Below are 22,100 nucleotides of genomic sequence, written 5' to 3' on the forward strand. Positions count from 1 at the left end.
CTTACGCCTCCCCCAGATAGGCTTTGATCACATCCGCGTTGTTGCGGATCTGCTCCGGCGTACCGTCGGCCAGGGGCGTGCCCTGGTTGATCACGTAGATGTGGTCGGAAATGCTCATGACCAGGTGCATGTCGTGCTCGATCAGCAGCACGGTCACGTCATGGTCGTTGCGCAGCAGGCCGATCAGCTGCTTGAGGTCCTCGGTCTCCTTGGGGTTGAGGCCGGCGGCCGGCTCGTCGAGCATCAGGATGCTCGGCCGGGTCATCATGCAGCGGGCGATCTCCAGGCGGCGCTGCTGGCCGTAGGCCAGGGTGCCGGCCGGGCGGTTGGCCACGTCGGTGAGGTTGACCTCTTCCAGCCAGTGTGCCGCGTACTCCATGGCCTTCTTCTCGCTGCGGCGGAACGCCGGGGTCTTCAGCAGACCGGCGAGGAAGTTGGTGTTGAGGTGGCGATGCTGGGCGACCAGCAGGTTCTCCACCGCGGTCATTTCCTTGAACAGGCGGACGTTCTGGAAGGTGCGCACCACGCCCTTGCGGGCGATCTTGTGCCCCGGCAGGTGCTGGATCGGCTCGTCGTTGAGCAGGATCACGCCGCTGGTGGGCTGGTAGAAGCCGGTCAGGCAGTTGAACACGGTGGTCTTGCCGGCGCCGTTGGGGCCGATCATCGACACCACCTGCTTCGGCTGGACGGTGAGGGCGACATTGTTGACGGCCAGCAGGCCGCCGAAACGCATGGTCAGCCCGTTGACTTCGAGGATCGGGCGGCTCATGACTTCAACTCCAGGTGCGGGCGTTGCATAGGCAGCAGGCCCTGCGGACGCCAGATCATCATCAGCACCATCAGGGCGCCGAAGAACAGCATGCGGTACTCGCTGAACTCACGCATCAGCTCGGGCATGAGGATCATCACCACCGCGGCGAGGATGATGCCCAGCTGCGAGCCCATGCCACCCAGCACGACGATGGCGAGGATGATCGCCGACTCGATGAAGGTGAAGGACTCCGGCGTGACCAGCCCCTGGCGGGCGGCGAAGAAGCTGCCGGCGAAACCGGCGAAGCAGGCGCCGAGGGTGAAGGCGGAGAGCTTGATCGCGGTCGGGTTCATGCCCAGCGCGCGGCAGGCGATCTCGTCTTCGCGCAGCGCTTCCCAGGCACGGCCGATCGGCATGCGCAGCAGGCGGTTGATCACGAACAGGGTCAGCAGGACCAGCAGCAGGGCGATCACGTAGAGGAAGATCACCTTGTTGATCGAGTTGTAGGCGACGCCGAAGTACTCGTGGAAGGTCTGCATGCCCTCGGCCGCGCGGCGCTCGAAGGAGAGGCCGAACAGGCTCGGCTTCTCGATGTTGCTGATGCCGTTGGGGCCGCCGGTGATCCCGGTGAGGTTGCGCAGCAGGATGCGGATGATCTCGCCAAAGCCGAGGGTCACGATGGCCAGGTAGTCACCGCGCAGGCGCAGCACCGGGAAGCCGAGGATGAAGCCGAAGAAAGCCGCCATCAGGCCGGCGATCGGCAGGCACACCCAGAAGCCCAGGCCGTAGTAGTGCGACAGCAGCGCGTAGCTGTAGGCGCCCACGGCGTAGAAGCCGACGTAACCCAGGTCCAGCAGGCCGGCCAGGCCGACCACGATGTTCAGGCCGAGGCCGAGCATCACGTAGATCAGGATCAGGGTGGCGATGTCCACGGCGCCGCGGCTGCCGAAGAACGGCCAGGCCAGGGCGACCAGCACCAGGCCGAGGATGACCCAGCGCTGGGTGGAGGGCAGGGTGAGGAAGTTGCTGGCGCCGGCTGGCATCTTCGGCAGGCTGGGCGCACCGGCCCAGGCACTGCGCAGGCGGTCGCGGAACAGCTGCCAGAAGAACATGGCGATGGCGGCGCCGGCGATGGTCCAGAGCACGGCCGGGCTGGCGCCGTGCACTTCCAGCTTGATGCCCACCACGGTGAGCTTCAGGCCGAGCACCGGGTAGGCCACGGCCAGCACCAGCAAGGCGCTGAAGAAGGCGGTCTTGAGGTTCTTGGTCATCATACTTTCTCGACCTCCGGACGGCCGAGGATGCCGGTCGGACGGAACAGCAGAACCAGAACCAACAGGCTGAACGCCACCACGTCCTTGTACTGGTCGCCGAAGATATCGGCGCCGAAGGCTTCGGCCACGCCGAGCAGCAGGCCGCCGAGCATGGCGCCGGGGATGCTGCCGATGCCGCCGAGCACGGCGGCGGTGAACGCCTTGATGCCGGCGAGGAAGCCGATGTGCGGGTTGATCACACCGTACTGCAGGCCCAGCAGCACCGCGGCCACGGCGGCCAGGGTGGCGCCGATGACGAAGGTCAGGGCGATGATGTTGTTGGTGTTGATGCCCAGCAGGTTGGCCATCCGGATGTCCTCGGCACACGCCCGGCAGGCGCGGCCCAGGCGGGACCTGGAGATGAACATGGTTAGGCCGTACATCACCGCGATGGTGACGACGAAGATGAGCACCTGCATGTAGGAGATCACCACGCCGTTCATGGTGCTCTCGCCGAACACGAAGTTGCCCGGCAGCAGGTTGGGAATGGCCTTGTCCTTGGAGTCCTGGGCCAGCAGCACTTCGTTCTGCAGGAAGATGGACATGCCGATCGCGGAGATCAGCGGGATCAGGCGGTTGCTGCCGCGTAACGGTCTGTAGGCCACCCGTTCGATGCTGTAGCCGTACGCGCTGGCGACGACGATGCTCGCGGCGAAGGCGCAGACGATCAGCACGGGAAGGCTGTCCAGACCCATCAGGGTCAGCCCGGCGATGACGATGAAGGCTACGTACGAGCCAATCATGTACACCTCGCCATGGGCGAAGTTGATCATGCCGATGATGCCGTAGACCATGGTGTAGCCGATGGCGATCAGGGCATAGGTGCTGCCAACGGTGAGTCCGTTGACCAGCTGTTGCAGGTAGTGATAGAGCTCAGGCATTACCTAACTCCTCGGCGCGGTCCGTGAAGCGGCGCTTGTGACGCGACGGATGGCCGGAAAGACTCGATAAAACAAAGCCCACTGCTCGCGCAGTGGGCTTTGGGTTCAGGCGGGAAGCCCCTTCTTAGTGGGCTGCTTCGGTCTTGGTACCGTCCTGGTGCCACTCGTAGACCACGAAGCTGAAGTCCTTCAGGTCCCCCTTCTCATCGAAGCCGAGGGTGCCGGTCGGGGTCTCGAAGGTATTGGCGCGCAGTGCTTCGGCGACCTTGGCCGGATCGTTCTCGCCGGCTTTCTTGATGCCGTCGGCGATGACCTGCACGGCGGCGTAGGCCGGGAATACGAACGGGCCGCTCGGGTCCTGCTTCTTGGCCTTGAAGGCGTCGACCAGCGGCTGGTTCTTCGGATCCTGGTCGAAGGACCGCGGCAGGGTCACCAGCAGGCCTTCGGAGGCCGGGCCGGCGATGGCGGAGATTTCCGAGTTGCCCACGCCTTCCGGACCCATGAACTTGACCTTCAGGCCCTTCTCGGAAGCCTGGCGCAGCAGCAGGCCCAGTTCCGGGTGGTAGCCGCCGTAGTAGACGAAGTCGACGTTGGCCTGCTTGAGCTTGGCGATGAGGGCGGAGAAGTCCTTGTCGCCGGCGTTGATGCCTTCGAACAGGGCGACCTTGGTGCCCTTGCCTTCCAGGGTCTGCTTGACCGCGGTGGCGATGCCTTCGCCGTACTGCTGCTTGTCGTGAACGACGGCAACGGCCTTCGGCTTGATGTGGTCGGCGATGAAGTTGCCGGCGGTCGGGCCCTGCAGGCTGTCCAGGCCGATGGTGCGGAAGATCAGCTGGTAGCCGCGGGAGGTGATGTCCGGGCTGGTGGAAGCCGCGGTGATCATCAGGATGCCTTCGTCTTCGTAGATGTCGGACGCCGGCTGAGTGGAGCTGGAGCAGAGGTGGCCAACGACATACTTCACTTCGTCGTTGACGATCTTGTTGGCCACGGCCACGGCCTGTTTCGGATCACAGGCGTCGTCGTACTTCACGCCTTCGAGCAGCGCACCGTTCACGCCGCCGGCCTTGTTGATCTGCTCGATGGCCATCTGGGCGCCGATGAACTGCATCTCGCCATACTGGGCGACGGCACCGGTCACCGGGCCTGCCAGAGCGATCTTGATGGTATCGGCGGCCATCGAATAGCTGGCGGCGCCAGCCAGGGCCATGGCGACGAACAGCTTGGTCACTTGCTTGGTAGCCTGTTTCATAGTGCTCCACTCTTATAGTGTTTTCGTTTTTGTAATCCATGCGGCCAGAAGCTGCTGGACCGGTAGGGGTACCCGGTCATGCTCCCCCGGCAACTGTACCGGCACAGTGTAGAACTCTGTTTTGCGGCTTGGAAAGCGCACATTGGGAAGCCTGAAGGGTGTTTGTCGCTTGTTTGAAATAAACGTACAGAATAACGGCGCGTCTTTTGGTTACTAAGCGGTCCTTCTACATGAAAGGGAGGTGGATGGTTCGACTTGCCTGTGAAAAGAGCGGCGCTATGATGGCGGCCGCCCTTCGGTGTGTGCTTTCTACACAGAGCGAGTCATGAAAGAAAAAACTAGCACCCTCTATGCCAAGCTACTTGGCGAAACGGCCAGGATTTCCTGGCAGGAGCTCCAGCCCTTCTTCGCCAGGGGCCAACTGCTCCGGGTCGAATCCTCGACGGACCTGGTGGAGGTCGCACTGGCCGTGGCCGACGACGATAGCGGCAAGGTCGCCGCCTGGTTGCAGGAGGGGCGGGTGGCCAGGGTCGACGAGAGCCACGCCCAGGACTACCTGGCGCGCGATCCCGAGCTGTGGGCCGTTGTGGTATCGCCCTGGGTACTGATCCAGGAGCGCGCCACTGGTGCGACGATGCACTGATCGAGGGCAAGATTGCTTCGCCGAAGCTGGTCTAGAATCAGCTTCCGATCCGCAGGGAGAGAGCCATCATGTTCGAACCGGGCCATCTGCACCGCGCCAGCCTGCCTGGCCAGACCGACTTCGCCGTAGATCTGTTCTACGAGGTGCGCAATGACCCCAGCGAGGGTCAGATGATCCACTTCCGGATGGAAGGGCAGATCGCCGGCAAGGCGTTCAAGGACGAGTTCGAGCTGCACCGCGACACCGCCTTCAACTTCGCCAGCGTGGCCACCCGCATGGCCGCCAAGCACGGCCTGCCCACCAATCATTCGCTGATCATGCGCGGCCACAACGAGTTCGACCGCATGTTCGAGGACATCCGCGACAAGCTGGGCGCCAAGCCGGGCGAGACGGTGGACTTCGATCACCTGGCGAAGGACGGGCTCTGAGCCTCTTCAATAGATGAAGGCTTTCTGAGGGCGATAAGAAAAATGCCGCTCACCGGCGCCCGGTGAACGGCATTCGAGGTGATGCCTTTTTATTGCTTCAGTGACTGAGGTGCAGGCCGCACTCGCGGTTTTCCTCGCCCTTGGTCGGGTCGAAGTAGTCGAAGTTGTTCGGCAGGTTGTGCTGTACCAGGTACTGGTACAGCTCCTTGGAACTCCAGTGCAGCAGCGGGGCGACCTTGATCAGGCCGTCCGGGTTGATGCTTACCGGGTCCATCTGCGCACGCACGGCGGTGTCGCTGGCACGCAGGGCGGTGAACCAGACCTGAGGGGCGGCTTCGCGCAGTGCACGGGCGAAGGGCTCCAGTTTCACTTCCTCTGTAAAGGCGGCATGGCGCGGATCGTCCAGCGCCGGTACCGGTCCGTCGACGGCCTCGCGGTGGGCGCGCGAGCGCAGCGGGAGGTAGGTCTTGAGGTTCAGGTCGAGCAGCCTGGTCACTTCGTCGGCGAACTTGTAGGTCGCTTCGGTGTTGTAGCCGTTGTCCATCCAGATCACCTGGGTATCGGGCTTCACCCGGGTGACCATGTGCAGGATGACCGCTTCGAAGGGGCGGAAGTTGGTGGTGCAGATGGCCGTCTTGCCCAATCCCAGGGCCCATTCCACGAGCTTTTCGGCGTCTTTCCCGAGTTCGGCGTTGATAGTGGCCAGATCGAACGTCATCTGAGCGGTCCTGTGGGCAGTGAATGCGAGGGCGACGATGTTACCAGCCTGTGACGCCCTCAACCACCGGCCCGCCCGGTTTACCGGCGCCTCGCCATGCTGCTAGAGTGCCGGCCCTCGACAGCCCCATCGCATTTAGGAGACGCCCGTGGAAATCGCCTGCCTCGATCTTGAAGGTGTACTGGTTCCGGAAATCTGGATCGCCTTCGCCGAAAAAACCGGCATCGACGCGCTCAAGGCCACCACCCGCGACATTCCCGATTACGACGTGCTGATGAAGCAGCGCCTGCGCATCCTCGACGAGCACGGCCTGAAGCTGCGCGATATCCAGGAGGTGATCGCCACCCTCAAGCCCCTGGAGGGCGCGGTGGAGTTCGTTGATTGGCTGCGCGAGCGCTTCCAGGTGGTGATCCTGTCCGACACCTTCTACGAGTTCTCCCAACCGCTGATGCGCCAGCTCGGCTTCCCGACTCTGCTGTGCCACAGGCTGATCACCGACGAGAGCGATCGTGTGGTGGGCTACCAGCTGCGCCAGAAGGACCCGAAGCGCCAGTCGGTGATCGCCTTCAAGAGTCTGTACTACCGCGTGATCGCCGCGGGCGACTCGTACAACGACACCACCATGCTGTCGGAGGCCCATGCCGGCATCCTGTTCCACGCGCCGGACAACGTGATCCGCGAATTCCCGCAATTCCCGGCGGTACACACCTACGAAGACCTCAAGCGCGAGTTCCTCAAGGCGTCCGATCGCGAGCTGAGCCTGTAAAGGCCCGCTGATCGAAAAGAGTCTGTATCGCGGTAATGCCAGTCGGTTAAGGCATTTTCCATGGTTGGCGAGCGCCATTGATCCTGTGTGGGAGCGGACTTGTCCGCGAACGGGGTTGATAGCAAGGCTTCGCGGCCAAGGCCGCTCCCACGGGGCAGCCATAAGGGAACAGCATTACCGCATCGCGGGCCTTTTTTCTTTCCGGGGCGTGTCTTGTTCTGCCGTCTCTGGTGGGCGCGAGCTTCTGCTCGCGAAGCCTTGTCTGTAGCCATGCGCACGCAGAGGCGTCGTACCTGCATACAGGATGTCCTTGATCTGCTGAGGTTTTTATTTGCCTGCCGATAACCTTGCCCGCTCGGGGCAGGGTGTATATAGTCCTGCCCTCGCTGCACCGCTCCCGTTTCCGGGGACGTGCAGGGCTGCCAACGCAGATGCCCGAGTGGTGAAATTGGTAGACACAGGGGACTTGAATCAATTTGAGCCCTCGGGGGGAAACCCCGGAGGTGAAGCCCGTCAAATTCGGCGAACGCCCTGAGTGCCCCGCATTCGAGCCAACGCCGAGCCAAGCCTGGATCGCACGATTCGGGAAGGTGTAGAGAGCAGACGGCGGGCACCTACGGCCTGTGGCTATGGTGAAGGCGTGCTCCAGACCACGAACAGCGCAAGCTGGCGGCGAAAGCCGAAGTGGTACGAAAATCCCCCGACCTAACCGTCGTGCCGGTTCGATCCCGGCCTCGGGCACCAATCTCCGGCGTCATGGCCTTCCTGGCCGGGCGTCGAACAGAAAAAGAAAAGCCGGCCTTCGTGGTCGGCTTTTTTGTGCACCGCATTCACCTAGAACTCGTCACGTCCTTCCAGCATGGTGCGCTTGAGGAGCACATACACGGCGCCAGTGCCGCCGTGCCTGGGCAGGCAGGAGGTGAAGCCCAGCACCTGCGGGTGCTGGCGCAGCCAGGTGTTGACGTGGCTCTTGATCATCGGTCGCTTGCCGTCGGTACGCACCGCCTTGCCGTGGGTGACGCGCACGCAACGCACTTCCATGCGGGCGGCTTCGGCGAAGAAGCTCCACAGCGTCTCGCGGGCCTTCTCTACGTTCATGCCGTGCAAATCCAGGCTGCCTTCGAAGGCGACCTGGCCGGCCTTGAGCTTGCGCATCTGGCCGTCCTGCACGCCGTCGCGGGTCCAGAAGAGTTCGTCCTCGGCACCCACGTCGATAACGAACTGATCGGACAGGCCATCTACCCGGGTCTCGTCGGTCTTGACCGTTGCCGCCTGGCGCAGGGTCTGGAGGCGCTGGCGGTCGGCCTTGGGCTTGCCGGTGTCGGCTCGATCATGGCTGATCGGCTTGACCCCGCGCACGGCGGACTGGAAGAGGGAAAAATCGTCGTCTTGCATGAATGGCCTCCACGGAAGAGACCAGTTTACCGGCTTCAGTCGTGCTTTTTCAGCAGATGCGGCGACAGGCTGAGCTCGTCGCCATGGCGCCGACGCAGGCGGCGCCGGCATCGCCGCCAGACGCTGACCCCGCCCCACAGCAGGAACAGGCCGAACAGCAACAGCATGAAGGCCGCGCCCATGCTGTCGTTCAACGGGCCGAGGGCCGTCGGGCGCCCCAGCAGGGTGGCCGCCCCGGCCATGCCGAGCATCACCCCCAGCGCCGCGCACAGGGCCGCGAGCGCGCCGAGGCAGCGCCAGCGCCAACCGCCGGAGCCGCGAGGCCGCAAGCGGCGTGCATCGAAACCATCTTCCGACAACTTCATCCCGATTCTTCCTCCTGACTATCGGCGCTATGACCGGCGCTGTCGGCCCGGGTTCCTGAGGGGGGGTCAGATCAGTGCGCGCACCTGCGGCACGACCATCGCGTAGTTGTCGGCCAGGGCCGCCAGCGTCATGCGGTGCAGAGCGCGGGCCGGGATCAGTTCGCCGTCGTAGGGCAGGTCGCGGGTGGCGCAGGCGGCGTCCACCAGCGTGCAGCGATAACCATAGTCCTTGGCGGCGCGCACGGTGGTGCTCACGCTGGAGTGGGTCATGAAGCCACAGATGATCAGGTCCAGGTGCCCCAGCTGCTGCAGGTGTTCATGCAGCTCGGTGCCGGCGAAGGCGTTGGGCAGACGTTTCTCCACCACCTGTTCGCCGGGCAGCGGCGCGAGGCCATCGATGAAGTGGCCGCGCGGACCCTGCGGGTCGAGCAGGCCGCCGGGAATGCCCAGGTGTCGCACGTGCATGACCGGCGCGCCGAGGCTGCGGGCGGCGTTGAGCAGGCTGGAGATCTCCGCGATCGCCGGCTCGATGTCCGGCAACTGCAGGGCACCGCTGCGGTACTCTTCCTGGGCGTCGATGATCAGCAGGGTGGCCTTGCCGAGAGTGGCCGGGGCATAACCGCGTCCGAGCAGTTGGAACAGGGTTTTCGGATCGGACATGGGAGGGCTCCTTTGGCGGCGATGCGTCTATTCTCTGCTCGCTGGCCCGATCTGTGAACCTTTTGTGCGTCGGCGGGCCGAGTCCGCCGGGCGCGCTGGCCCGAAACCGCCACCGGGCGAGCCATTGCGCGTTGTCCTGCTAGAATCGCGCATCGTTTTCCGAGGTACGAACCGTGTCCCCATCCCGCCTGCGCACCGTGCGCGACCATATCCGCTGGGCCGTCAGCCGTTTCCACGAAGCAGACCTGTTCTTCGGCCACGGCACCGACAATGCCTGGGACGATGCCCGGCAACTGGTGCTGGGCGCCCTGCACCTGCCGTTCGAGATGGCCGAGGGCTATCTGGACTGCCGCCTGGAAGAGGACGAGCAGCAGCACCTGCTGGCGCTGATCCGTCGGCGCGTCGAGGAGCGCGTGCCGACCGCCTACCTGCTGGGCGAGGCCTGGTTCTGCGGCCTGCCGTTCATCGTCGACGAGCGCGTGCTGGTGCCGCGTTCGCCCATCGCCGAGCTGATCGACCGGCGCTTCGAGCCCTGGCTGCCGGCGGAACCCATGCGCATCCTTGACCTGTGCACCGGCTCCGGCTGCATCGGCATCGCCTGCGCCTATGCCTTCCCCGAGGCGGAGGTGGCGCTGGGCGATCTGTCCTTCGAGGCGCTGGAGGTGGCCGGCCACAATATCGAGCGGCATGGCCTGGAGGAGCGGGTCTACACCGTTCAGGGCGATGGCTTCGATGGCCTGCCGAAGCAGCGCTTCGACCTGATCGTGTCCAACCCGCCCTATGTGGACGCCGAGGATTTCGCCGACATGCCGGCCGAATACCATCACGAGCCGGAGATGGGACTGGCCTGCGGCGACGATGGCCTGGACCTGGTGCGGCGCATGCTGGCCGAAGCCGCCGATCACCTCACGGAGCAGGGTGTGCTGATCGTCGAGGTCGGCAACAGCCAGGTGCATGTCGAGGCGCTGTACCCGGAGGTGGACTTCACCTGGCTGGAGTTCGAGCAGGGCGGCCATGGCGTGTTCCTGCTGGCCGCCGCCCAGTGCCGCGAGTACCAGAAGCTGTTCCGTTCCCGCCTCGGGAGCTGAAGCCGTAGGGTGCGCCGCGCGCACCGGCACTGTGCGTGCTACCGGGTGGCGATCCAGATCAGCAGCCCCGCCTGGAACAGCGCCAGCGCCACCAGGCAGGCGATGGTGAAGCGCAGGCCGCTGTCCTCGCGCTTGAACGCGTCGATGCGGCGCTCCAGCTTGCTGATCTTCACCTCCTGCTCGTGCAGGTTCTGGTCGGCCTGCTGCAGCATGGCGGCGCAGTCCAGCAGGTCGATGACCTGTACCTTCTCCCGGTTCCACTCCGGGTTGAGCACGCTCACCCGGCTGGCGCCATAGGTCGCCTTGACCTGGGCCAGGTCCTGGTAGGTCACCTCGAAGCCCTGGATGCGCAGGAAATGGTCGCGGCGCAGGCGGGCGTCCTCGTTGAGCACGTCCTTGTTCGGCAGCACGCCGCCCTCGACCGTGTAGCTGCCCCAGCGCTGGCGCGCCCAGGCGATGCCCTGGGCCAGCAGGAAGCGGCCCAGGCCGCGGTTGAGCGGTTCGACCAGCAGGCCTTTGTCGGCGCCGAAGCGCACCTCGCGGGTGCGGTGGTCGGCCCACACTTCCAGCAGGTTCTGTTCGCGGCGCAGGCGCTGGCCCGGTATGTCCACCGACAGGCGCAGCAGGCTCTGCTCGCTGCCCTGGCGCTCGGCACGGCCGAGGCGGACGAAGCGCAGGGGGCGCAGCCCGGTGTTGCGGTCCGCCGGCAGCGGCGCCAGGCGCAGCAGCTGGAAATGCTCCGCTTCCAGCCCCTCCCAGGGATGGGGTGGCGGCGGAGCCTGCTCGGCCTGTTCTTCGGTCGGCTGGGCGTCGGTATCGGTCATCACGGCGTCCTTCTGTGCACGTAAAGCCATTATCGGCAACTTTGCCGGCAACTGCAGTCCGCTTCGGCCATTTGCCTGGCCAATCGGATGGAGCAGCGGTTGCAGGCACACCCCCGGCACTCGTCTTCCCCGCGCAGGCGGGGACCCAGATGCACGTTGCCAGGGACAGCCTATGGATTCCCGCCTGCGCGGGAATGACGGAATCTCCGTATAGGCGCCCAGCCCCATTTACCCGGCGCAGGTGAACTGGCCGGGCGCCGGGGGTATACTCGCCGACCTTTGTTAGCGGCAGATTTCGCGGAGCGCCCTGCATGTCCGGCAACACCTACGGCAAGCTGTTCACCGTCACCACCGCCGGCGAGAGCCATGGCCCGGCCCTGGTCGCCATCGTCGACGGTTGCCCGCCGGGCATCGAATTGTCCCTGGAAGACCTGCAGCGCGACCTCGACCGCCGCAAGCCGGGCACCAGCCGCCACACCACCCAGCGCCAGGAAGCGGACGAGGTGGAAATCCTCTCCGGGGTGTTCGAGGGCAGGACCACCGGCTGCCCGATCGGCCTGCTTATCCGCAACACCGACCAGAAGTCCAAGGACTACTCGGCGATCAAGGACCTGTTCCGCCCGGCCCACGCCGACTACACCTACCACCACAAGTACGGCATCCGCGACTACCGGGGCGGCGGCCGCAGCTCGGCGCGCGAGACCGCCATGCGCGTCGCCGCCGGCGCCATCGCCAAGAAGGTGCTGGTCGGCCTGGGCATCCGGGTGCGCGGCTACATGAGCCAGCTCGGCCCGATCGAGATTCCGTTCAAGACCTGGGACAGCGTCGAGCAGAACGCCTTCTTCAGCCCCGATTCGGACAAGGTGCCCGAGCTGGAGGCCTACATGGACCAGCTGCGCCGCGACCAGGACTCGGTGGGCGCCAGGATCACCGTGGTCGCCGAAGGCGTGATGCCCGGCCTGGGTGAGCCGATCTTCGACCGCCTGGACGCCGACCTGGCCCACGCGCTGATGAGCATCAACGCGGTCAAGGGCGTGGAAATCGGCGCCGGCTTCTCCAGCGTCGCCCAGCGCGGCACCGAGCACCGCGACGAGCTGACCCCGGACGGCTTCCTGAGCAACAACGCCGGCGGCATCCTCGGCGGCATCTCCAGCGGCCAGCCGATCGTCGCCCACCTGGCGCTCAAGCCGACCTCCAGCATCACCACCCCGGGCCGTTCCATCGACGTCGACGGCAATCCGGTGGAGGTGATCACCAAGGGCCGCCACGACCCCTGCGTCGGCATCCGCGCCACGCCGATCGCCGAGGCGATGCTGGCCATCGTGCTGCTCGACCACCTGCTGCGCCATCGCGCGCAGAACGCCGGCGTGCGCGTCGACACCCCGGTACTGCCGCAGCTGTGACCGACCAGCCGCTGCCGTACTGGCGGCTGTCCGCGTTCTACTTCTTCTACTTCGCCATGCTGGGCGCCACCGCGCCCTTCCTGCCGCTGTACTTCCAGCACCTGGGCTTCTCGCCGGCACGTATCGGCGAGCTGGTGGCGATTCCCATGCTGATGCGCTGCCTGGCGCCCAACCTGTGGGGCTGGCTCGGCGATCGCAGCGGCCAGCGCCTGCGCATCGTGCGCTTCGGCGCCTTGTGCACGCTGCTCAGCTTCTGTCTGATCTTCGTCGACCAGGGCTACGCCTGGCTGGCCCTGGTGATGGCGCTGCATGCCTTCTTCTGGCACGCGGTGCTGCCGCAGTTCGAGGTGATCACCCTGGCCCACCTGCAGGAGCAGACGGCGCGCTACTCGCAGATCCGCCTGTGGGGCTCGATCGGTTTCATCGTCGCGGTGATCGGCCTGGGCGAGCTGTTCCAGCGCTTCAGCCCGGGTCTGTTCCCGGCCATGGTGGCGCTGATCCTCGCCGGCATCCTGGTCGGCACCCTGTGGGTGCCCAACGCAGTGCCGCAGGCGCGGGCCGGGCAGGGCGGCGAGGGCGGTTTCCTCGCCCAGCTGCTGCGCCCGGGCGTGCCGGCGTTCTTCCTCTGCGTGTGCCTGATGCAGCTGTCCCACGGCCCGTACTACACCTTCCTCACCCTGCACCTCGAACACCTGGGCTACGAGCGCGGCTTCATCGGCCAGATGTGGGCGCTGGGCGTGGTGGCGGAGATCGTCCTGTTCCTGTTCATGGCGCGCATCCTGACCCGCTTCTCGGTGCGCCAGGTGCTGGCGGCCAGCTTCCTGCTGGCGGCGCTGCGCTGGCTGCTGCTGGGCACCCTGGCCGAGCACCTGGCCGTGCTGCTGCTCGCCCAGCTGCTGCACGCCGCCACCTTCGGCAGCTTCCACGCCGCCGCCATCCATTTCGTCCAGCGCAGCTTCGGGCCCAACCAGCAGGGCCAGGGCCAGGCCCTGTACGCCGCCCTGGCCGGCACCGGCGGCGCCCTTGGCGCGTTGTACGCCGGCTACAGCTGGGCCGACCTCGGCCCGGCCTGGACCTTCGCCATCGCCAGCTTGGTGGCGCTGGCCGCGGCTCTTATCATTGCCGTCCGTCTGCACGAGCGGCGGACATGAACCGCGAGCGACTGGCCCGACAGTTCGTCGGGGCCAGGCGCCAGGTGCGTGCCTTGTAACGCTGGGTGCCAGCACGGTGCGCATGGCGCACCCCACGGAACATGAGTGCCCGATTGGGTAGGAGATCGACCATGAGCAGCCTGACCGTCTACCACCAGTCCAGTCCCGAGGTGCCGAACAAGGTGCTGACCCATGTCGAGGACATCGCCGCGACGCTCGCCGAGGTCGGCGTGCGCTTCGAGCGCTGGCAGGCCGGCGCGCCGGTCCGGCCGGGCGCCAGCCAGGAGGAGGTGGTCGCCGCCTGCCGCACACAGATCGACAGGCTGATGAGCGAGCGCGGCTACGCCACCGTCGAGGTGATCAGCCTGAACAAGGACCACCCGCAGAAGGACGAGCTACGTGCCAGGTTTCTCGACGAGCACCGTGGTGAGGGCGAGGCGCGCTTCGTCGTCGCCGGGCGCGGCCTGTTCACCCTGCACATCGACGACTACATGTACGCCGTGCTGTGCGAGAAGAACGACCTGATCTCGGTGCCGGCCGGTACCCGCCACTGGTTCGACATGGGCGAGTTCCCGCACCTTGTGGCGATCCGCCTGTTCGACAATCCGGCCCAGGTCACCGGCGACGAGATCGCCAGTCGCTTCCCCCGGCTGGAGGACTGAGGCGGGCGCACGCCGCGCCCACGTCTCTCCATGTGTACCTCCGGCTCAGCTCAGGTGCGGAAGCCGATCACCGGCTGTTTCGAGACGGCACCCCGCACCCCGCTGTTCCCGTCCACCCTGCGACCTCAGTACTCCCAGCGCAGGGTGGCGCTCAGGCTGCGCGGCTCGCCATACAGGTCGCTGTAGACGCTGGTACTGGCGTAGTACTCCTTATCGAACAGGTTGTTGACGTTGAGCGTGCCGGTGAAGTGCTCGTCGAAGCGGTAGCGCGCCAGCAGGTCGACGATGGCGTAGCTGCCCTGCGTGGCTTCCAGCGTGGTGCCGGGGATGACCTCGGTGTTGCCATAGCTGGTTTCACTTTCCCAGCGCACACCGCCACCGAGGGTCAGGCGGTTCAATTCGCCCCGCAGGTTGTAGGTGGTGAACAGCTTGACGCTGTTGCGCGGGAAGCCGACGTTGACGTCCACACCCTGCGGGTAATAGGTGTTCACGTGGCTGTAGCCGGCCTGCATCTGCCAGCCGGGGAGCAGTTCGCCGGCGACCTCCAGTTCCACGCCGCGCACCTTGAGATCGGCGGCTCGTACCGCTTCCTCGCCATTGTCGAAGTAGAAGCTGGTGCCGACCGGGTAGTTGCCGACCTTGGACTCGAACAGCGCGCCGCTGACGTTGAGGCGGCCGTCGTAGTACTCGCCCTTGGTCCCGACTTCATAGCTGTCGCCCTCGGTCGGATCGAGGAAGGCGCCTTCCGGGGTCTTGCTCGATTGCGGTTTGAAGATGCTGGTGTAGCTGGCATAGACCGAGTGGTGCCGATCCAGGTCGTAGACCAGGCCGGTGTAGGGCGTGATCTCGCCGTTCTCCTGTTTCTTGCCGTCACCGGGTGCGTAGTCGGTCGGGTCGCCGTAGTAGATCTGCGACTGCTCGACCTTGTAGTAGCTGACCCGCGCGCCGAGGAGCAGCGAGAGATCGTCGGTCGGCCTGAAGCGGGCCGAGGTGTAGCCGGCGTACTGGCGCTGGGCGTACTCGATGTCGCCCAGGCGATCCAGCGGCGGCTTCTCGATGTCGCCGCGCCAGTCGTGGACGTTGGGAATCGCCGGGTCCCAGCCGCTGCCGCTGTAGTCGTACCACAGCGGATAGGCCCCGGTGTTGCTGCGGTACTTGTTGGCGCTGACGCCCACCACCAGTTCGTGCTCGCGACCGAACAGGCTGAACGGGCCGGTGAGGTAGGCATCGACCGAGTTCTGCTCCGGCCTGCTCGGCCATTTGGCCATGAACAGGCCGCTGCCCGCGCCGGTCTGCGGGTCGGGGTAGCCGTAGCTGCTGAACCAGCCGTACTCGACGTCGTTGTCGTCGCGCATGTTGGTGTAGGCCACCCTGGCCAGCCAGTCGTTGTCGAAGCGGTGTTCGTAGGTGGCGAAGATCGAGGTGCGCTGGCGGTCCGCATAGCTCCAGTCCGCCGCCGAGTTGAACGAGCGCTTGAAGTCGGTGCGCTCGCCGTTGCTGTAGAACGCCGGGAAACCGAAGTAGGCGCAGGCGTCGCAGTCGCGCACCTGGTAGTCGATGCCGAGGCTGATGGTGTCGCGTTCGCTCAGGTCCGCCTCGATGACCCCGTAGGCGACCTGGCGCTCGGTGCCGAGGCGATCGATGAACGAGTTGGCGGTCTGGTAGGCGCCCACCAGGCGGCCACGCACGTTGCCGGTTTCGCTCAGCGGGCCGGACACGTCGAACTCGGTGCGGTAGTTGTCCCAGGAGCCGACGGTACCCTGGATAGACGCCTGGACTTCGCGGGTCGGGCGCTTGCGCACCATGTTGATGGTGGCCGACGGGTTGCCGGTGCCACTGAGCAGGCCGGTGGCACCGCGCACGATCTCGACCCGGTCGTAGACCGCCATGTCGTTGGACTGGCTGCTCATCGATGGCTCGAAGATGGTCGGGATGCCGTCGACCTGGAAGGTCTCGATCTTCATGCCGCGGGAGAAGATGCCGACTTCCTCGTCGGAGGAGGTGCTCTTCTTCTTGTAGAGAACGCCCGGCGCCTCGGCCAGCACGTCTTCGAGGCTGTTCATGTCCTGGTCGCGGATGCGCTGACTGGTGATCACGCTGACCGATTGCGGGGTTTCGCGGATGGACAGCGGCAGCTTGGTGGCGGTCGCCGTCGCACCGGTGGTGTAGGTGCCGGTGCCTTCGGTGGTCGCGCCCAGCACCCGTCCGGTCACGCTGGTCGGGGCCAGTTCCAGCGAGCTGTCGCCTTGCGGTACGGCGCGCAGCACGTAGCCGCTGCCGCTGCGCTGGGCCATGAAGCCGCTGCCTTTCAGCAGGCGGGCAAAGCCCTCGTCGATTCCGTAGCTGCCCTGCAGTCCCTGGCTGCCGAGGCCGCTGACGTTCTGCTCCTGGAATACCAGGGCGACGCCTGCCTGCTGGGCGAAACGGTTGAGGGTGGTGCCCAGCGGGCCGGCGGGGATGTCGTAGTGGCGGTTGGCGACGTCCTGGGCCATGGCCGGCATGGCGGGCAGGACACAGGCGAAGCTGGCGCAGGCCAGCTGGAGGGCGAGGGCAACTGGTGCCCGGCGGGGGCGCGAGGACTTCATGGTCATGTCGGAGGAGCTTCCTGTTGTCGTATTGGCTCCTTCCTTGACGGACCGCTCGAACAATGCGGAACCAGCCGAAGATCTTTCAGCGGCGCTCGACCAGCAGCAGCCAGGGTGTGACCCGCCGTACCTGGATCGGCAGGGCCTCGCCGATCAGTTGCAGGGCGCGCTCGCTGTCGTCTAGCGGCAGGACCGCGGAGATGCGCAGGTCCGCCAGCTCCTCGGCGTCGTAGTGCAGATAGCCTCGACGCTGACGGGCCAGCTGGTCGAGCACCAGGCCCAGCGGCTGGTCCTGCACCACCAACTGGTGGTTGCGCCAGGCGTCCTCGACCACGGCACTGTCGATGTCGGCCAGCGGCTCGACCCGATCCGGCAGAATGCGCGCCTGTTGTCCTGCCTCGACCCGGGTGGCGGCGGGGTTGCGGCTGCCGTGGGCGGCCACTCGCGACTCGAGCATGAGCAGCAGGGTCGAGTCTGCCTCTCTGCGAACCACGAAGCGCGTCCCGAGGGCGCGGATCTCGCCTTGCTCGGTAGCGACGATGAAGGGGCGCACGGCGTCATGAGCCACCTCCACCAGCACTTCGCCGCGCAACAGATGGATACGCCGCTGCTCGGCGTCGAAACGGACGTCCATGGCGCTGTTGCCGCCCAGAGTGACGCGCGACTGATCGCTGAGCACGTGGCTGCGCCACTGTCCCCGGGCTGTGTCGTGATCGGCCATCAGGTGGCCTGTCTCGATGCTGCGCCACACCAGCGCTCCGGGCAGGAGCAGTGCCAGTACCAGCAGCAGGGCATTGGTACCGCGCTTCCCGCGTGGTGGGCGGCGGCTGGCGAAGGCCGCGTTCAGGGCCGCGTGGGCCGGCGCACCTTGGTCGCGCAGCCCCTGCAGTTGGCCGACGAATCCGCGCATGCGCTCCACGGCTTCGGCGTGGCGCGGGTCGGCCTCGCACCAGGCCTCGAAGCGGGCGCGTTCCCGGTCGTCGGTCTCGCTTTCGTCGAGGCGCAGCAGCCAGTCGGCAGCCTGGTCGTGGATGGAGCTCATCCTCATATGTCCAGCGCGCGGCTGCAGTGGGCCAGGGCCTGGGTCAGGTACTTGCGCACCATGCGCTCGGAAATGCCCTGGCGATGGGCGATCTCGGCCTGGTTGCAGCCTTCCAGGAAATACAGGAGGAATATCTGGTGGGCCTTGGCGCTCAGGCCCTGGAGTACGAAGGCGATCTGCTCCAGCGCCTCGAGGGTCTCGTGGATCTGCTCCGGCGAACGAAACCCCGCTCCGGCCAGCGCTTCGGCGGTCAGCGCCAGCTCGCGCAGGTAGGCCTCTTCCAGCTGGCGCCTGCGGCTGCGGTCGATGATCAGGCGCTTGGCCGTGGTGGCCAGATAGGCCCTCGGTTCGCGCATGGCGGCCAGCGCATCGCGCGAGGCCATGATGCGCACGAAGGTGTCCTGCGCCATGTCGGCCGCGTTGTGCGCGCAGCCCAGCTTGCGCCGCAGCCAGATGAACAGCCAGCCGTGGTGATCGCTGTACAGCCTGTGGAGTGCCTGCTGGAGCGGCGGTGCGTCTGCGGACATCGACGACTATCCCTGTGGTGCAGATCGCGCGGCATCAGATAAGAATCATTCGCATGCTATCCGGGCCGACCGAGCCTCCGCAAGCCGAGCGATGGAACCTGGCGCGAGAAAACCTCTTCCTAGTGAGAAAGAGACTGGGAGAGTGACCGTGGCTGCAATGGTGATGGATCTGCCGGACTGGCTGTTCTACGGCGTACCTGCGCTGCTTTATCTGCTGCTGACCGCCTGGGCGTTGTGGCATGTGCTGGGCAGCGCCAGCCGGCGCCCGCAGAAGGTGCTCTGGGTGGCGCTGCTGGTGCTGTTCCCGCTGCTCGGGTTGTTCAACTGGCTGATCATGGGGCCGCGCCGGGCGCGGGGTTTTCCGCGCTGATCGCCGGGGCGCCTTGCGCCCTGGCGGGCAGCAAGGCGCGTTCTAGGTTCTGTACGAAAAGTCGTCGAGCGAAGGTGAGGCAAGGGCTAGGCGCCCCCACAAAAACAGGCGAAGAACGGACTGGGCTCGCACACGAGTTTACGTGCTGTAAATGAGCATTCTGAGACGCCGCGTCCCGGCCTGTTTTTAACGCAGCATCGCCGAGCGCAGGCACTTTTCGTATAGAACCTAGTGCGCCTGCGGGGCGTCGTTGCGCTGGTGGCGGTAGACGCTGACGGCCTCGTACACCGCCTTGCGCAGGCGGTTGATACCGCCGATGGGGCGGTGCTCCGGTAGCGCGTGCCAGGGGTTGAAGGAGAGGTTGTCGCAGAACAGGTTCTGCTCGCGGGTATCGAAGTCCTGAGCTGGCACGCGGAGGGTCGCCACCGTCTCGAAGGGCGAAATCTTCTCGCTCCATTCCACGCTGGTGTCCTCGATGGGCATGTAGTAGTCGGGGTTCTGGCGCTGCACCTGCAGGGCGAAGCAGGCCGGCACCCGGTCCAGCGACAGTTGCTGGTACAGCGCGTTGCGCAGGAAGTTGGGCAGCGCGGTGTTCTGTGCCGGCAGCTCGTAGGCCGGGCAGCGCTCCGGATCGGGCACGACCCGGTACTTGATGTTGTGCGGGCCGAGCTTGAACGGCGCGATGGAGTTGTAGGTGGCGGCCACCGGGCTGTCCGGCGCGGGGGCCAGGGTCTTCAGGGCGATCAGCATGTGGCGGATTTCCCAGGTGCGCGGGTCCCAGCCGGGGAAGAAGGCCAGCACCTTCTGGCCGGAGGCCTGGGCGGCGAAGTTCTGCTTGTACTCGGCCACGTCGCGGACGAAGAACACCGAGTTGTTGAACATCACGAAGTCCTGGTTGCCGGCCGTGGCCTTGCTGCTGAGCAGCTTCTCACCGGGCACGTCGAGCAGCTTGATGGCCATGCCGCGGGCATCCCGGGCGCTGTCGAACTGCGGGTAGGCGTTGCCGTTGGACAAGCGCATCCAGGCCTGCCAGGTCTTGCCCGGCTCGGCCAGCACGCCGTGGCGCAGCTCCGGCGCCAGGTTCGGCAGCACCGTCATCTCCGCCTTCACGCAGCCGTGGGCCTTGGCGTGGGCGTCGCGCAGCACGCGGGTGTTGTCGCGGTGCTGTTCGACGATGCGCACGGCGTCCTCGATGATGCCCTGGGTCAGGGCCGCTTCGTCCTTCGGGATCTGCTCCTCGGCCGGGACCGGACCGGAGAACTTCCAGGCGTAGTAGGCGCTGCCCAGGCCCCAGCCGAGGGCGCCGACCACCAGCAGGACGAGCAGTACGCGGCCGAGCAGGCGGCCGAGCCAGAGCCAGAAACGTTTCAGCATGGCGGTGTTCCTCAATAGTTCTGGCAGTTGGGGCCGGGCGCCCAGGGGCGGCTTTCGACGGGCACGAGCTGGCTTTCCAGGCGCTCGTCGCCCATCACCTTGAGGTATTCAATCAGGGCGTAGCGCTCCTGCGGTTCGAGGTAGCGCCCGATCACGCCCTCATTGCGGCAGCCGTCGCGGAATTCGTGGCCGCGGTTGCCGTTGCCGGTAACGCGGGTGTCGAACAGGAAGCCGCCCTTGAATTCGCCGGTGAGGAAGCCGGCACGCTGGGGGTCGTACTCGAAGTTGCCGACCCAGAAGCGGGTGTCGCGCTCGACCACCGGCGACAGCAGCTGGAACAGGTTGGGCACCGAGCCGTTGTGCAGGAAGGGCGGGGTGGCCCAGATGCCGTCGAGCGGGCGCGCCTTGTAGCCGCGGATTTCCTGCACGCCGATGGCCAGGTCGTAGCCGTCCATGCGGCCGCGCTCGGGCTGCTCGATGCCGGCGTCGTGGTAGGCGCGGTTTTCGACGTAGGCGGTGACGTAGGCCAGGCCCTTGGCGCTGGAGATGCTGGCGAAATCCACCTGCTCCAGGCTGGAGCCGAACAGCTTGACGTCGAGCCGGGCCAGTTCGTCCTTGCGCCAGCCCAGCCGGCGGATGTCGAAGCGGTGGTCGGCGATGTTGTCGGCGGTGGTCGGGTCGGTGCCGATGATGCGGGTCGGCACGATGCGCATGTGCCACTCAGGGTCGCGTTCCGGCGCCAGGCGGCGGTCCGGCGGCACCGGGTTGGGGGCGTGGCAGTAGGCGCAGTTCTCGGCGAACAGGGCTCGCCCCTGGCTTGCCAGCGCCAGGTCCACCTTGCCGAGGATGGCTTCCGGCCAGGTCGGCGGTTTCAGTTGCTTGAGGGTTTCCTCCAGGGTGTAGAGGTCGTGCAGGCGCACGCTGGAGGGGTAGCGTTCGTTCTCCGGCAGCTGGCCACCGTTCTCGCCGAACAGGTGCAGGGTGGCGCCCACGCCGAGGGCCTCGCCGATGTTGCGGGCCATCGGCTGCATGGCCGAGCCGTTCCACTGCACCCAGTCGAACTTCCAGATGTCCCACAGCTGCGGATAGCTGACCGGCGCGTTGGCCACGCGGTAGTTGGACGGGTCGATGGCGTCGCCGAACACGCCGTTGGCGATGCGGCCGAAGGCGTCGGTGCGGCCGAAGCCTTCCTCGGTCGGGTAGAGGCTGCGGTGCCAGTCGTTGTAGGCGGTGCCGAGCAGGCGGTCGAGCACGGCCTTGAAGTCCGCGCGCAGCTGGCGCCGGGCGGCATCGTCGTGCTCGCCCAGCACGCTCCGGGCGAAGCGCTCGAACTTGATCGGGTTGTAGTAGGTGAAGGCCATGCTCATGCCCAGTGCCTGGCCGAAGCCGCCGCCCTTGAGGGTGGGCACGGTGGACGCCAGGGAGTGCAGGGCGGCGCCGCCGTCGATGCGCACGGCCTGGCCCTTGTAGCGCAGCTCGCCGGTGTGGCAGGCGGCGCAGGTGATGTCGAGGTAGTGGATGCCGGCCTCGTCGTCCGGGTGGCGGGCGAAGCCCACCGGCAGGTTGCCCGGGTTCAGTTCGCTGGCCTGCTGCCGCGGGTCGGTGAGGAAGCCGAAGCGGGCCAGGTAGTTTGGGCTGGCGAACTTGTCGCGGGAGAAGGGCAGTTCCAGGGCGGTGAACCAGTCGTAGCGCAGGCCCTTCACCGTGGTGCCCTGCGGCGTGTAGTAGTAGGTCTCGCGGGCCTGTTCGTCCCACTGGTCGAGGTAATGCACCTGCTGCGGCTCGTCGAACACCGGGATGTTGGGGCGGGCGACGTAGTAGAGGACGACGGCGAGGGCGCCGAGCGCCAGCAGGAGGATGAACAGCAGAGCACGGCGTATCAGGCGCATGACATCAACATCCTTG

Annotated in this window: 22 protein-coding genes; 8 read left to right on the plus strand and 14 right to left on the minus strand. The window is 66.2% G+C overall.

The features are described from left to right. Position 1: 1 nt before the first annotated feature. The 4 genes from livG to N5D30_RS20795 all read right to left on the minus strand — a co-directional run bounded on the left by livG (position 2) and on the right by N5D30_RS20795 (position 4,194). Positions 2 to 769, minus strand: coding sequence for a high-affinity branched-chain amino acid ABC transporter ATP-binding protein LivG (livG, locus tag N5D30_RS20780; RefSeq protein WP_279910518.1), 768 nt, complete (start codon positions 767 to 769; stop codon positions 2 to 4). Then, entirely contained in the window at positions 766 to 2,022 is a 1,257-nt protein-coding gene (locus tag N5D30_RS20785) for a high-affinity branched-chain amino acid ABC transporter permease LivM (RefSeq protein ID WP_220816046.1), read from the minus strand. Before N5D30_RS20785 ends, livG begins: the two co-directional genes overlap by 4 nt. Then, positions 2,022 to 2,945 carry a high-affinity branched-chain amino acid ABC transporter permease LivH gene (livH, locus tag N5D30_RS20790; RefSeq protein ID WP_220816038.1) on the minus strand — a complete coding sequence of 308 codons (924 nt, stop codon included), beginning with the start codon at positions 2,943 to 2,945 and terminating at the stop codon, positions 2,022 to 2,024. Before livH ends, N5D30_RS20785 begins: the two co-directional genes overlap by 1 nt. A gap of 124 nt (positions 2,946 to 3,069) precedes the next feature. Further along, positions 3,070 to 4,194 carry a branched-chain amino acid ABC transporter substrate-binding protein gene (locus tag N5D30_RS20795; protein WP_220816037.1) on the minus strand — a complete coding sequence of 375 codons (1,125 nt, stop codon included), beginning with the start codon at positions 4,192 to 4,194 and terminating at the stop codon, positions 3,070 to 3,072. Between the two features lie 325 nt (positions 4,195 to 4,519). Between N5D30_RS20795 and N5D30_RS20800 the strand changes: the two genes are divergently transcribed. Together N5D30_RS20800 and N5D30_RS20805 are read left to right on the plus strand one after the other, a co-directional pair. Next, a complete protein-coding gene (locus N5D30_RS20800) occupies positions 4,520 to 4,837 on the plus strand; it encodes a DUF2288 domain-containing protein (RefSeq protein WP_279910520.1) in 318 nt (105 codons plus the stop codon). 68 nt (positions 4,838 to 4,905) lie between these two features. Beyond that, positions 4,906 to 5,265, plus strand: a complete 360-nt coding sequence (locus N5D30_RS20805; protein ID WP_279904509.1) for a DUF5064 family protein — start codon at positions 4,906 to 4,908, stop codon at positions 5,263 to 5,265. Between the two features lie 97 nt (positions 5,266 to 5,362). On the opposite strand, the gene N5D30_RS20810 is transcribed toward N5D30_RS20805, so the two are convergent. After that, entirely contained in the window at positions 5,363 to 5,983 is a 621-nt protein-coding gene (locus N5D30_RS20810; protein WP_220816034.1) for a phosphoadenosine phosphosulfate reductase family protein, read from the minus strand. 148 nt (positions 5,984 to 6,131) lie between these two features. Between N5D30_RS20810 and thrH the strand changes: the two genes are divergently transcribed. Next, positions 6,132 to 6,749, plus strand: coding sequence for a bifunctional phosphoserine phosphatase/homoserine phosphotransferase ThrH (gene thrH / locus N5D30_RS20815; RefSeq protein ID WP_279910521.1), 618 nt, complete (start codon positions 6,132 to 6,134; stop codon positions 6,747 to 6,749). An 834-nt stretch (positions 6,750 to 7,583) separates the two neighbouring features. Here thrH and N5D30_RS20820 read toward each other — a convergent pair. The 3 genes from N5D30_RS20820 to N5D30_RS20830 form a co-directional block, all read right to left on the minus strand. Further along, the gene (locus N5D30_RS20820) at positions 7,584 to 8,144 is read right to left on the minus strand and encodes a Smr/MutS family protein (RefSeq protein WP_220816032.1); all 561 of its coding nucleotides are present in this window, start codon (positions 8,142 to 8,144) and stop codon (positions 7,584 to 7,586) included. 35 nt (positions 8,145 to 8,179) lie between these two features. Further along, complete coding sequence (locus N5D30_RS20825; RefSeq protein WP_220816031.1) at positions 8,180 to 8,509, minus strand: hypothetical protein; 330 nt, start codon at positions 8,507 to 8,509, stop codon at positions 8,180 to 8,182. Between the two features lie 66 nt (positions 8,510 to 8,575). Then, complete coding sequence (locus tag N5D30_RS20830; protein ID WP_279910522.1) at positions 8,576 to 9,169, minus strand: cysteine hydrolase family protein; 594 nt, start codon at positions 9,167 to 9,169, stop codon at positions 8,576 to 8,578. Between the two features lie 173 nt (positions 9,170 to 9,342). Between N5D30_RS20830 and prmB the strand changes: the two genes are divergently transcribed. After that, complete coding sequence (gene prmB, locus N5D30_RS20835; RefSeq protein WP_279910523.1) at positions 9,343 to 10,257, plus strand: 50S ribosomal protein L3 N(5)-glutamine methyltransferase; 915 nt, start codon at positions 9,343 to 9,345, stop codon at positions 10,255 to 10,257. Positions 10,258 to 10,295: 38 nt separating this feature from the next. Here the strand turns inward: prmB and N5D30_RS20840 are convergent, their stop codons facing one another. Continuing rightward, positions 10,296 to 11,081 (minus strand): hypothetical protein, encoded by a 786-nt coding sequence (locus N5D30_RS20840; RefSeq protein ID WP_220816028.1) that lies wholly within the window; start codon positions 11,079 to 11,081, stop codon positions 10,296 to 10,298. 311 nt (positions 11,082 to 11,392) lie between these two features. On the opposite strand from N5D30_RS20840, the gene aroC reads away from it, so the two are divergent. The 3 genes from aroC to N5D30_RS20855 all read left to right on the plus strand — a co-directional run bounded on the left by aroC (position 11,393) and on the right by N5D30_RS20855 (position 14,297). Next, the gene (gene aroC, locus N5D30_RS20845) at positions 11,393 to 12,484 is read left to right on the plus strand and encodes a chorismate synthase (RefSeq protein ID WP_279910524.1); all 1,092 of its coding nucleotides are present in this window, start codon (positions 11,393 to 11,395) and stop codon (positions 12,482 to 12,484) included. Next, a complete protein-coding gene (locus N5D30_RS20850; RefSeq protein ID WP_279910525.1) occupies positions 12,481 to 13,635 on the plus strand; it encodes an MFS transporter in 1,155 nt (384 codons plus the stop codon). Before aroC ends, N5D30_RS20850 begins: the two co-directional genes overlap by 4 nt. Before the next feature lie 131 nt (positions 13,636 to 13,766). Beyond that, positions 13,767 to 14,297: an acireductone dioxygenase gene (locus tag N5D30_RS20855; RefSeq protein WP_279910526.1), complete on the plus strand. Its 531-nt coding sequence runs from the start codon at positions 13,767 to 13,769 to the stop codon at positions 14,295 to 14,297. Positions 14,298 to 14,422: 125 nt separating this feature from the next. On the opposite strand, the gene N5D30_RS20860 is transcribed toward N5D30_RS20855, so the two are convergent. The 3 genes from N5D30_RS20860 to N5D30_RS20870 form a co-directional block, all read right to left on the minus strand. Then, positions 14,423 to 16,888: a TonB-dependent siderophore receptor gene (locus tag N5D30_RS20860; RefSeq protein WP_279910528.1), complete on the minus strand. Its 2,466-nt coding sequence runs from the start codon at positions 16,886 to 16,888 to the stop codon at positions 14,423 to 14,425. Positions 16,889 to 16,967: 79 nt separating this feature from the next. Beyond that, the gene (locus tag N5D30_RS20865) at positions 16,968 to 17,924 is read right to left on the minus strand and encodes a FecR domain-containing protein (protein ID WP_279910529.1); all 957 of its coding nucleotides are present in this window, start codon (positions 17,922 to 17,924) and stop codon (positions 16,968 to 16,970) included. Between the two features lie 2 nt (positions 17,925 to 17,926). Next, entirely contained in the window at positions 17,927 to 18,451 is a 525-nt protein-coding gene (locus N5D30_RS20870; protein ID WP_279910530.1) for a sigma-70 family RNA polymerase sigma factor, read from the minus strand. A 157-nt stretch (positions 18,452 to 18,608) separates the two neighbouring features. Between N5D30_RS20870 and N5D30_RS20875 the strand changes: the two genes are divergently transcribed. Next, positions 18,609 to 18,821 (plus strand): PLDc N-terminal domain-containing protein, encoded by a 213-nt coding sequence (locus N5D30_RS20875; RefSeq protein ID WP_279910552.1) that lies wholly within the window; start codon positions 18,609 to 18,611, stop codon positions 18,819 to 18,821. 228 nt (positions 18,822 to 19,049) lie between these two features. Here the strand turns inward: N5D30_RS20875 and N5D30_RS20880 are convergent, their stop codons facing one another. Together N5D30_RS20880 and N5D30_RS20885 are read right to left on the minus strand one after the other, a co-directional pair. Further along, on the minus strand, positions 19,050 to 20,195 hold the full coding sequence (locus tag N5D30_RS20880; RefSeq protein ID WP_279910531.1) for a catalase family protein: 1,146 nt from the start codon (positions 20,193 to 20,195) through the stop codon (positions 19,050 to 19,052). Between the two features lie 11 nt (positions 20,196 to 20,206). Then, positions 20,207 to 22,084: a di-heme-cytochrome C peroxidase gene (locus tag N5D30_RS20885; RefSeq protein WP_279910532.1), complete on the minus strand. Its 1,878-nt coding sequence runs from the start codon at positions 22,082 to 22,084 to the stop codon at positions 20,207 to 20,209. Between the last annotated feature and the right edge of the window lie 16 nt (positions 22,085 to 22,100).

This window comes from Pseudomonas sp. GD03875 (assembly GCF_029840585.1).
GTDB lineage: Bacteria > Pseudomonadota > Gammaproteobacteria > Pseudomonadales > Pseudomonadaceae > Aquipseudomonas > Aquipseudomonas paralcaligenes.

What these genes read in the sequence shown, in the direction of transcription:
- livG (WP_279910518.1), bottom strand. Translation starts at nt 769, where the DNA reads ATGAGCCGCCCGATCCTCGAAGTCAACGGGCTGACCATGCGTTTCGGC.
- N5D30_RS20785 (WP_220816046.1), bottom strand. Translation starts at nt 2,022, where the DNA reads ATGACCAAGAACCTCAAGACCGCCTTCTTCAGCGCCTTGCTGGTGCTG.
- livH (WP_220816038.1), bottom strand. Translation starts at nt 2,945, where the DNA reads ATGCCTGAGCTCTATCACTACCTGCAACAGCTGGTCAACGGACTCACC.
- N5D30_RS20795 (WP_220816037.1), bottom strand. Translation starts at nt 4,194, where the DNA reads ATGAAACAGGCTACCAAGCAAGTGACCAAGCTGTTCGTCGCCATGGCC.
- N5D30_RS20800 (WP_279910520.1), top strand. Translation starts at nt 4,520, where the DNA reads ATGAAAGAAAAAACTAGCACCCTCTATGCCAAGCTACTTGGCGAAACG.
- N5D30_RS20805 (WP_279904509.1), top strand. Translation starts at nt 4,906, where the DNA reads ATGTTCGAACCGGGCCATCTGCACCGCGCCAGCCTGCCTGGCCAGACC.
- N5D30_RS20810 (WP_220816034.1), bottom strand. Translation starts at nt 5,983, where the DNA reads ATGACGTTCGATCTGGCCACTATCAACGCCGAACTCGGGAAAGACGCC.
- N5D30_RS20820 (WP_220816032.1), bottom strand. Translation starts at nt 8,144, where the DNA reads ATGCAAGACGACGATTTTTCCCTCTTCCAGTCCGCCGTGCGCGGGGTC.
- N5D30_RS20825 (WP_220816031.1), bottom strand. Translation starts at nt 8,509, where the DNA reads ATGAAGTTGTCGGAAGATGGTTTCGATGCACGCCGCTTGCGGCCTCGC.
- N5D30_RS20830 (WP_279910522.1), bottom strand. Translation starts at nt 9,169, where the DNA reads ATGTCCGATCCGAAAACCCTGTTCCAACTGCTCGGACGCGGTTATGCC.
- N5D30_RS20840 (WP_220816028.1), bottom strand. Translation starts at nt 11,081, where the DNA reads ATGACCGATACCGACGCCCAGCCGACCGAAGAACAGGCCGAGCAGGCT.
- aroC (WP_279910524.1), top strand. Translation starts at nt 11,393, where the DNA reads ATGTCCGGCAACACCTACGGCAAGCTGTTCACCGTCACCACCGCCGGC.
- N5D30_RS20855 (WP_279910526.1), top strand. Translation starts at nt 13,767, where the DNA reads ATGAGCAGCCTGACCGTCTACCACCAGTCCAGTCCCGAGGTGCCGAAC.
- N5D30_RS20860 (WP_279910528.1), bottom strand. Translation starts at nt 16,888, where the DNA reads ATGACCATGAAGTCCTCGCGCCCCCGCCGGGCACCAGTTGCCCTCGCC.
- N5D30_RS20865 (WP_279910529.1), bottom strand. Translation starts at nt 17,924, where the DNA reads ATGAGCTCCATCCACGACCAGGCTGCCGACTGGCTGCTGCGCCTCGAC.
- N5D30_RS20870 (WP_279910530.1), bottom strand. Translation starts at nt 18,451, where the DNA reads ATGTCCGCAGACGCACCGCCGCTCCAGCAGGCACTCCACAGGCTGTAC.
- N5D30_RS20875 (WP_279910552.1), top strand. Translation starts at nt 18,609, where the DNA reads ATGGTGATGGATCTGCCGGACTGGCTGTTCTACGGCGTACCTGCGCTG.
- N5D30_RS20880 (WP_279910531.1), bottom strand. Translation starts at nt 20,195, where the DNA reads ATGCTGAAACGTTTCTGGCTCTGGCTCGGCCGCCTGCTCGGCCGCGTA.
- N5D30_RS20885 (WP_279910532.1), bottom strand. Translation starts at nt 22,084, where the DNA reads ATGCGCCTGATACGCCGTGCTCTGCTGTTCATCCTCCTGCTGGCGCTC.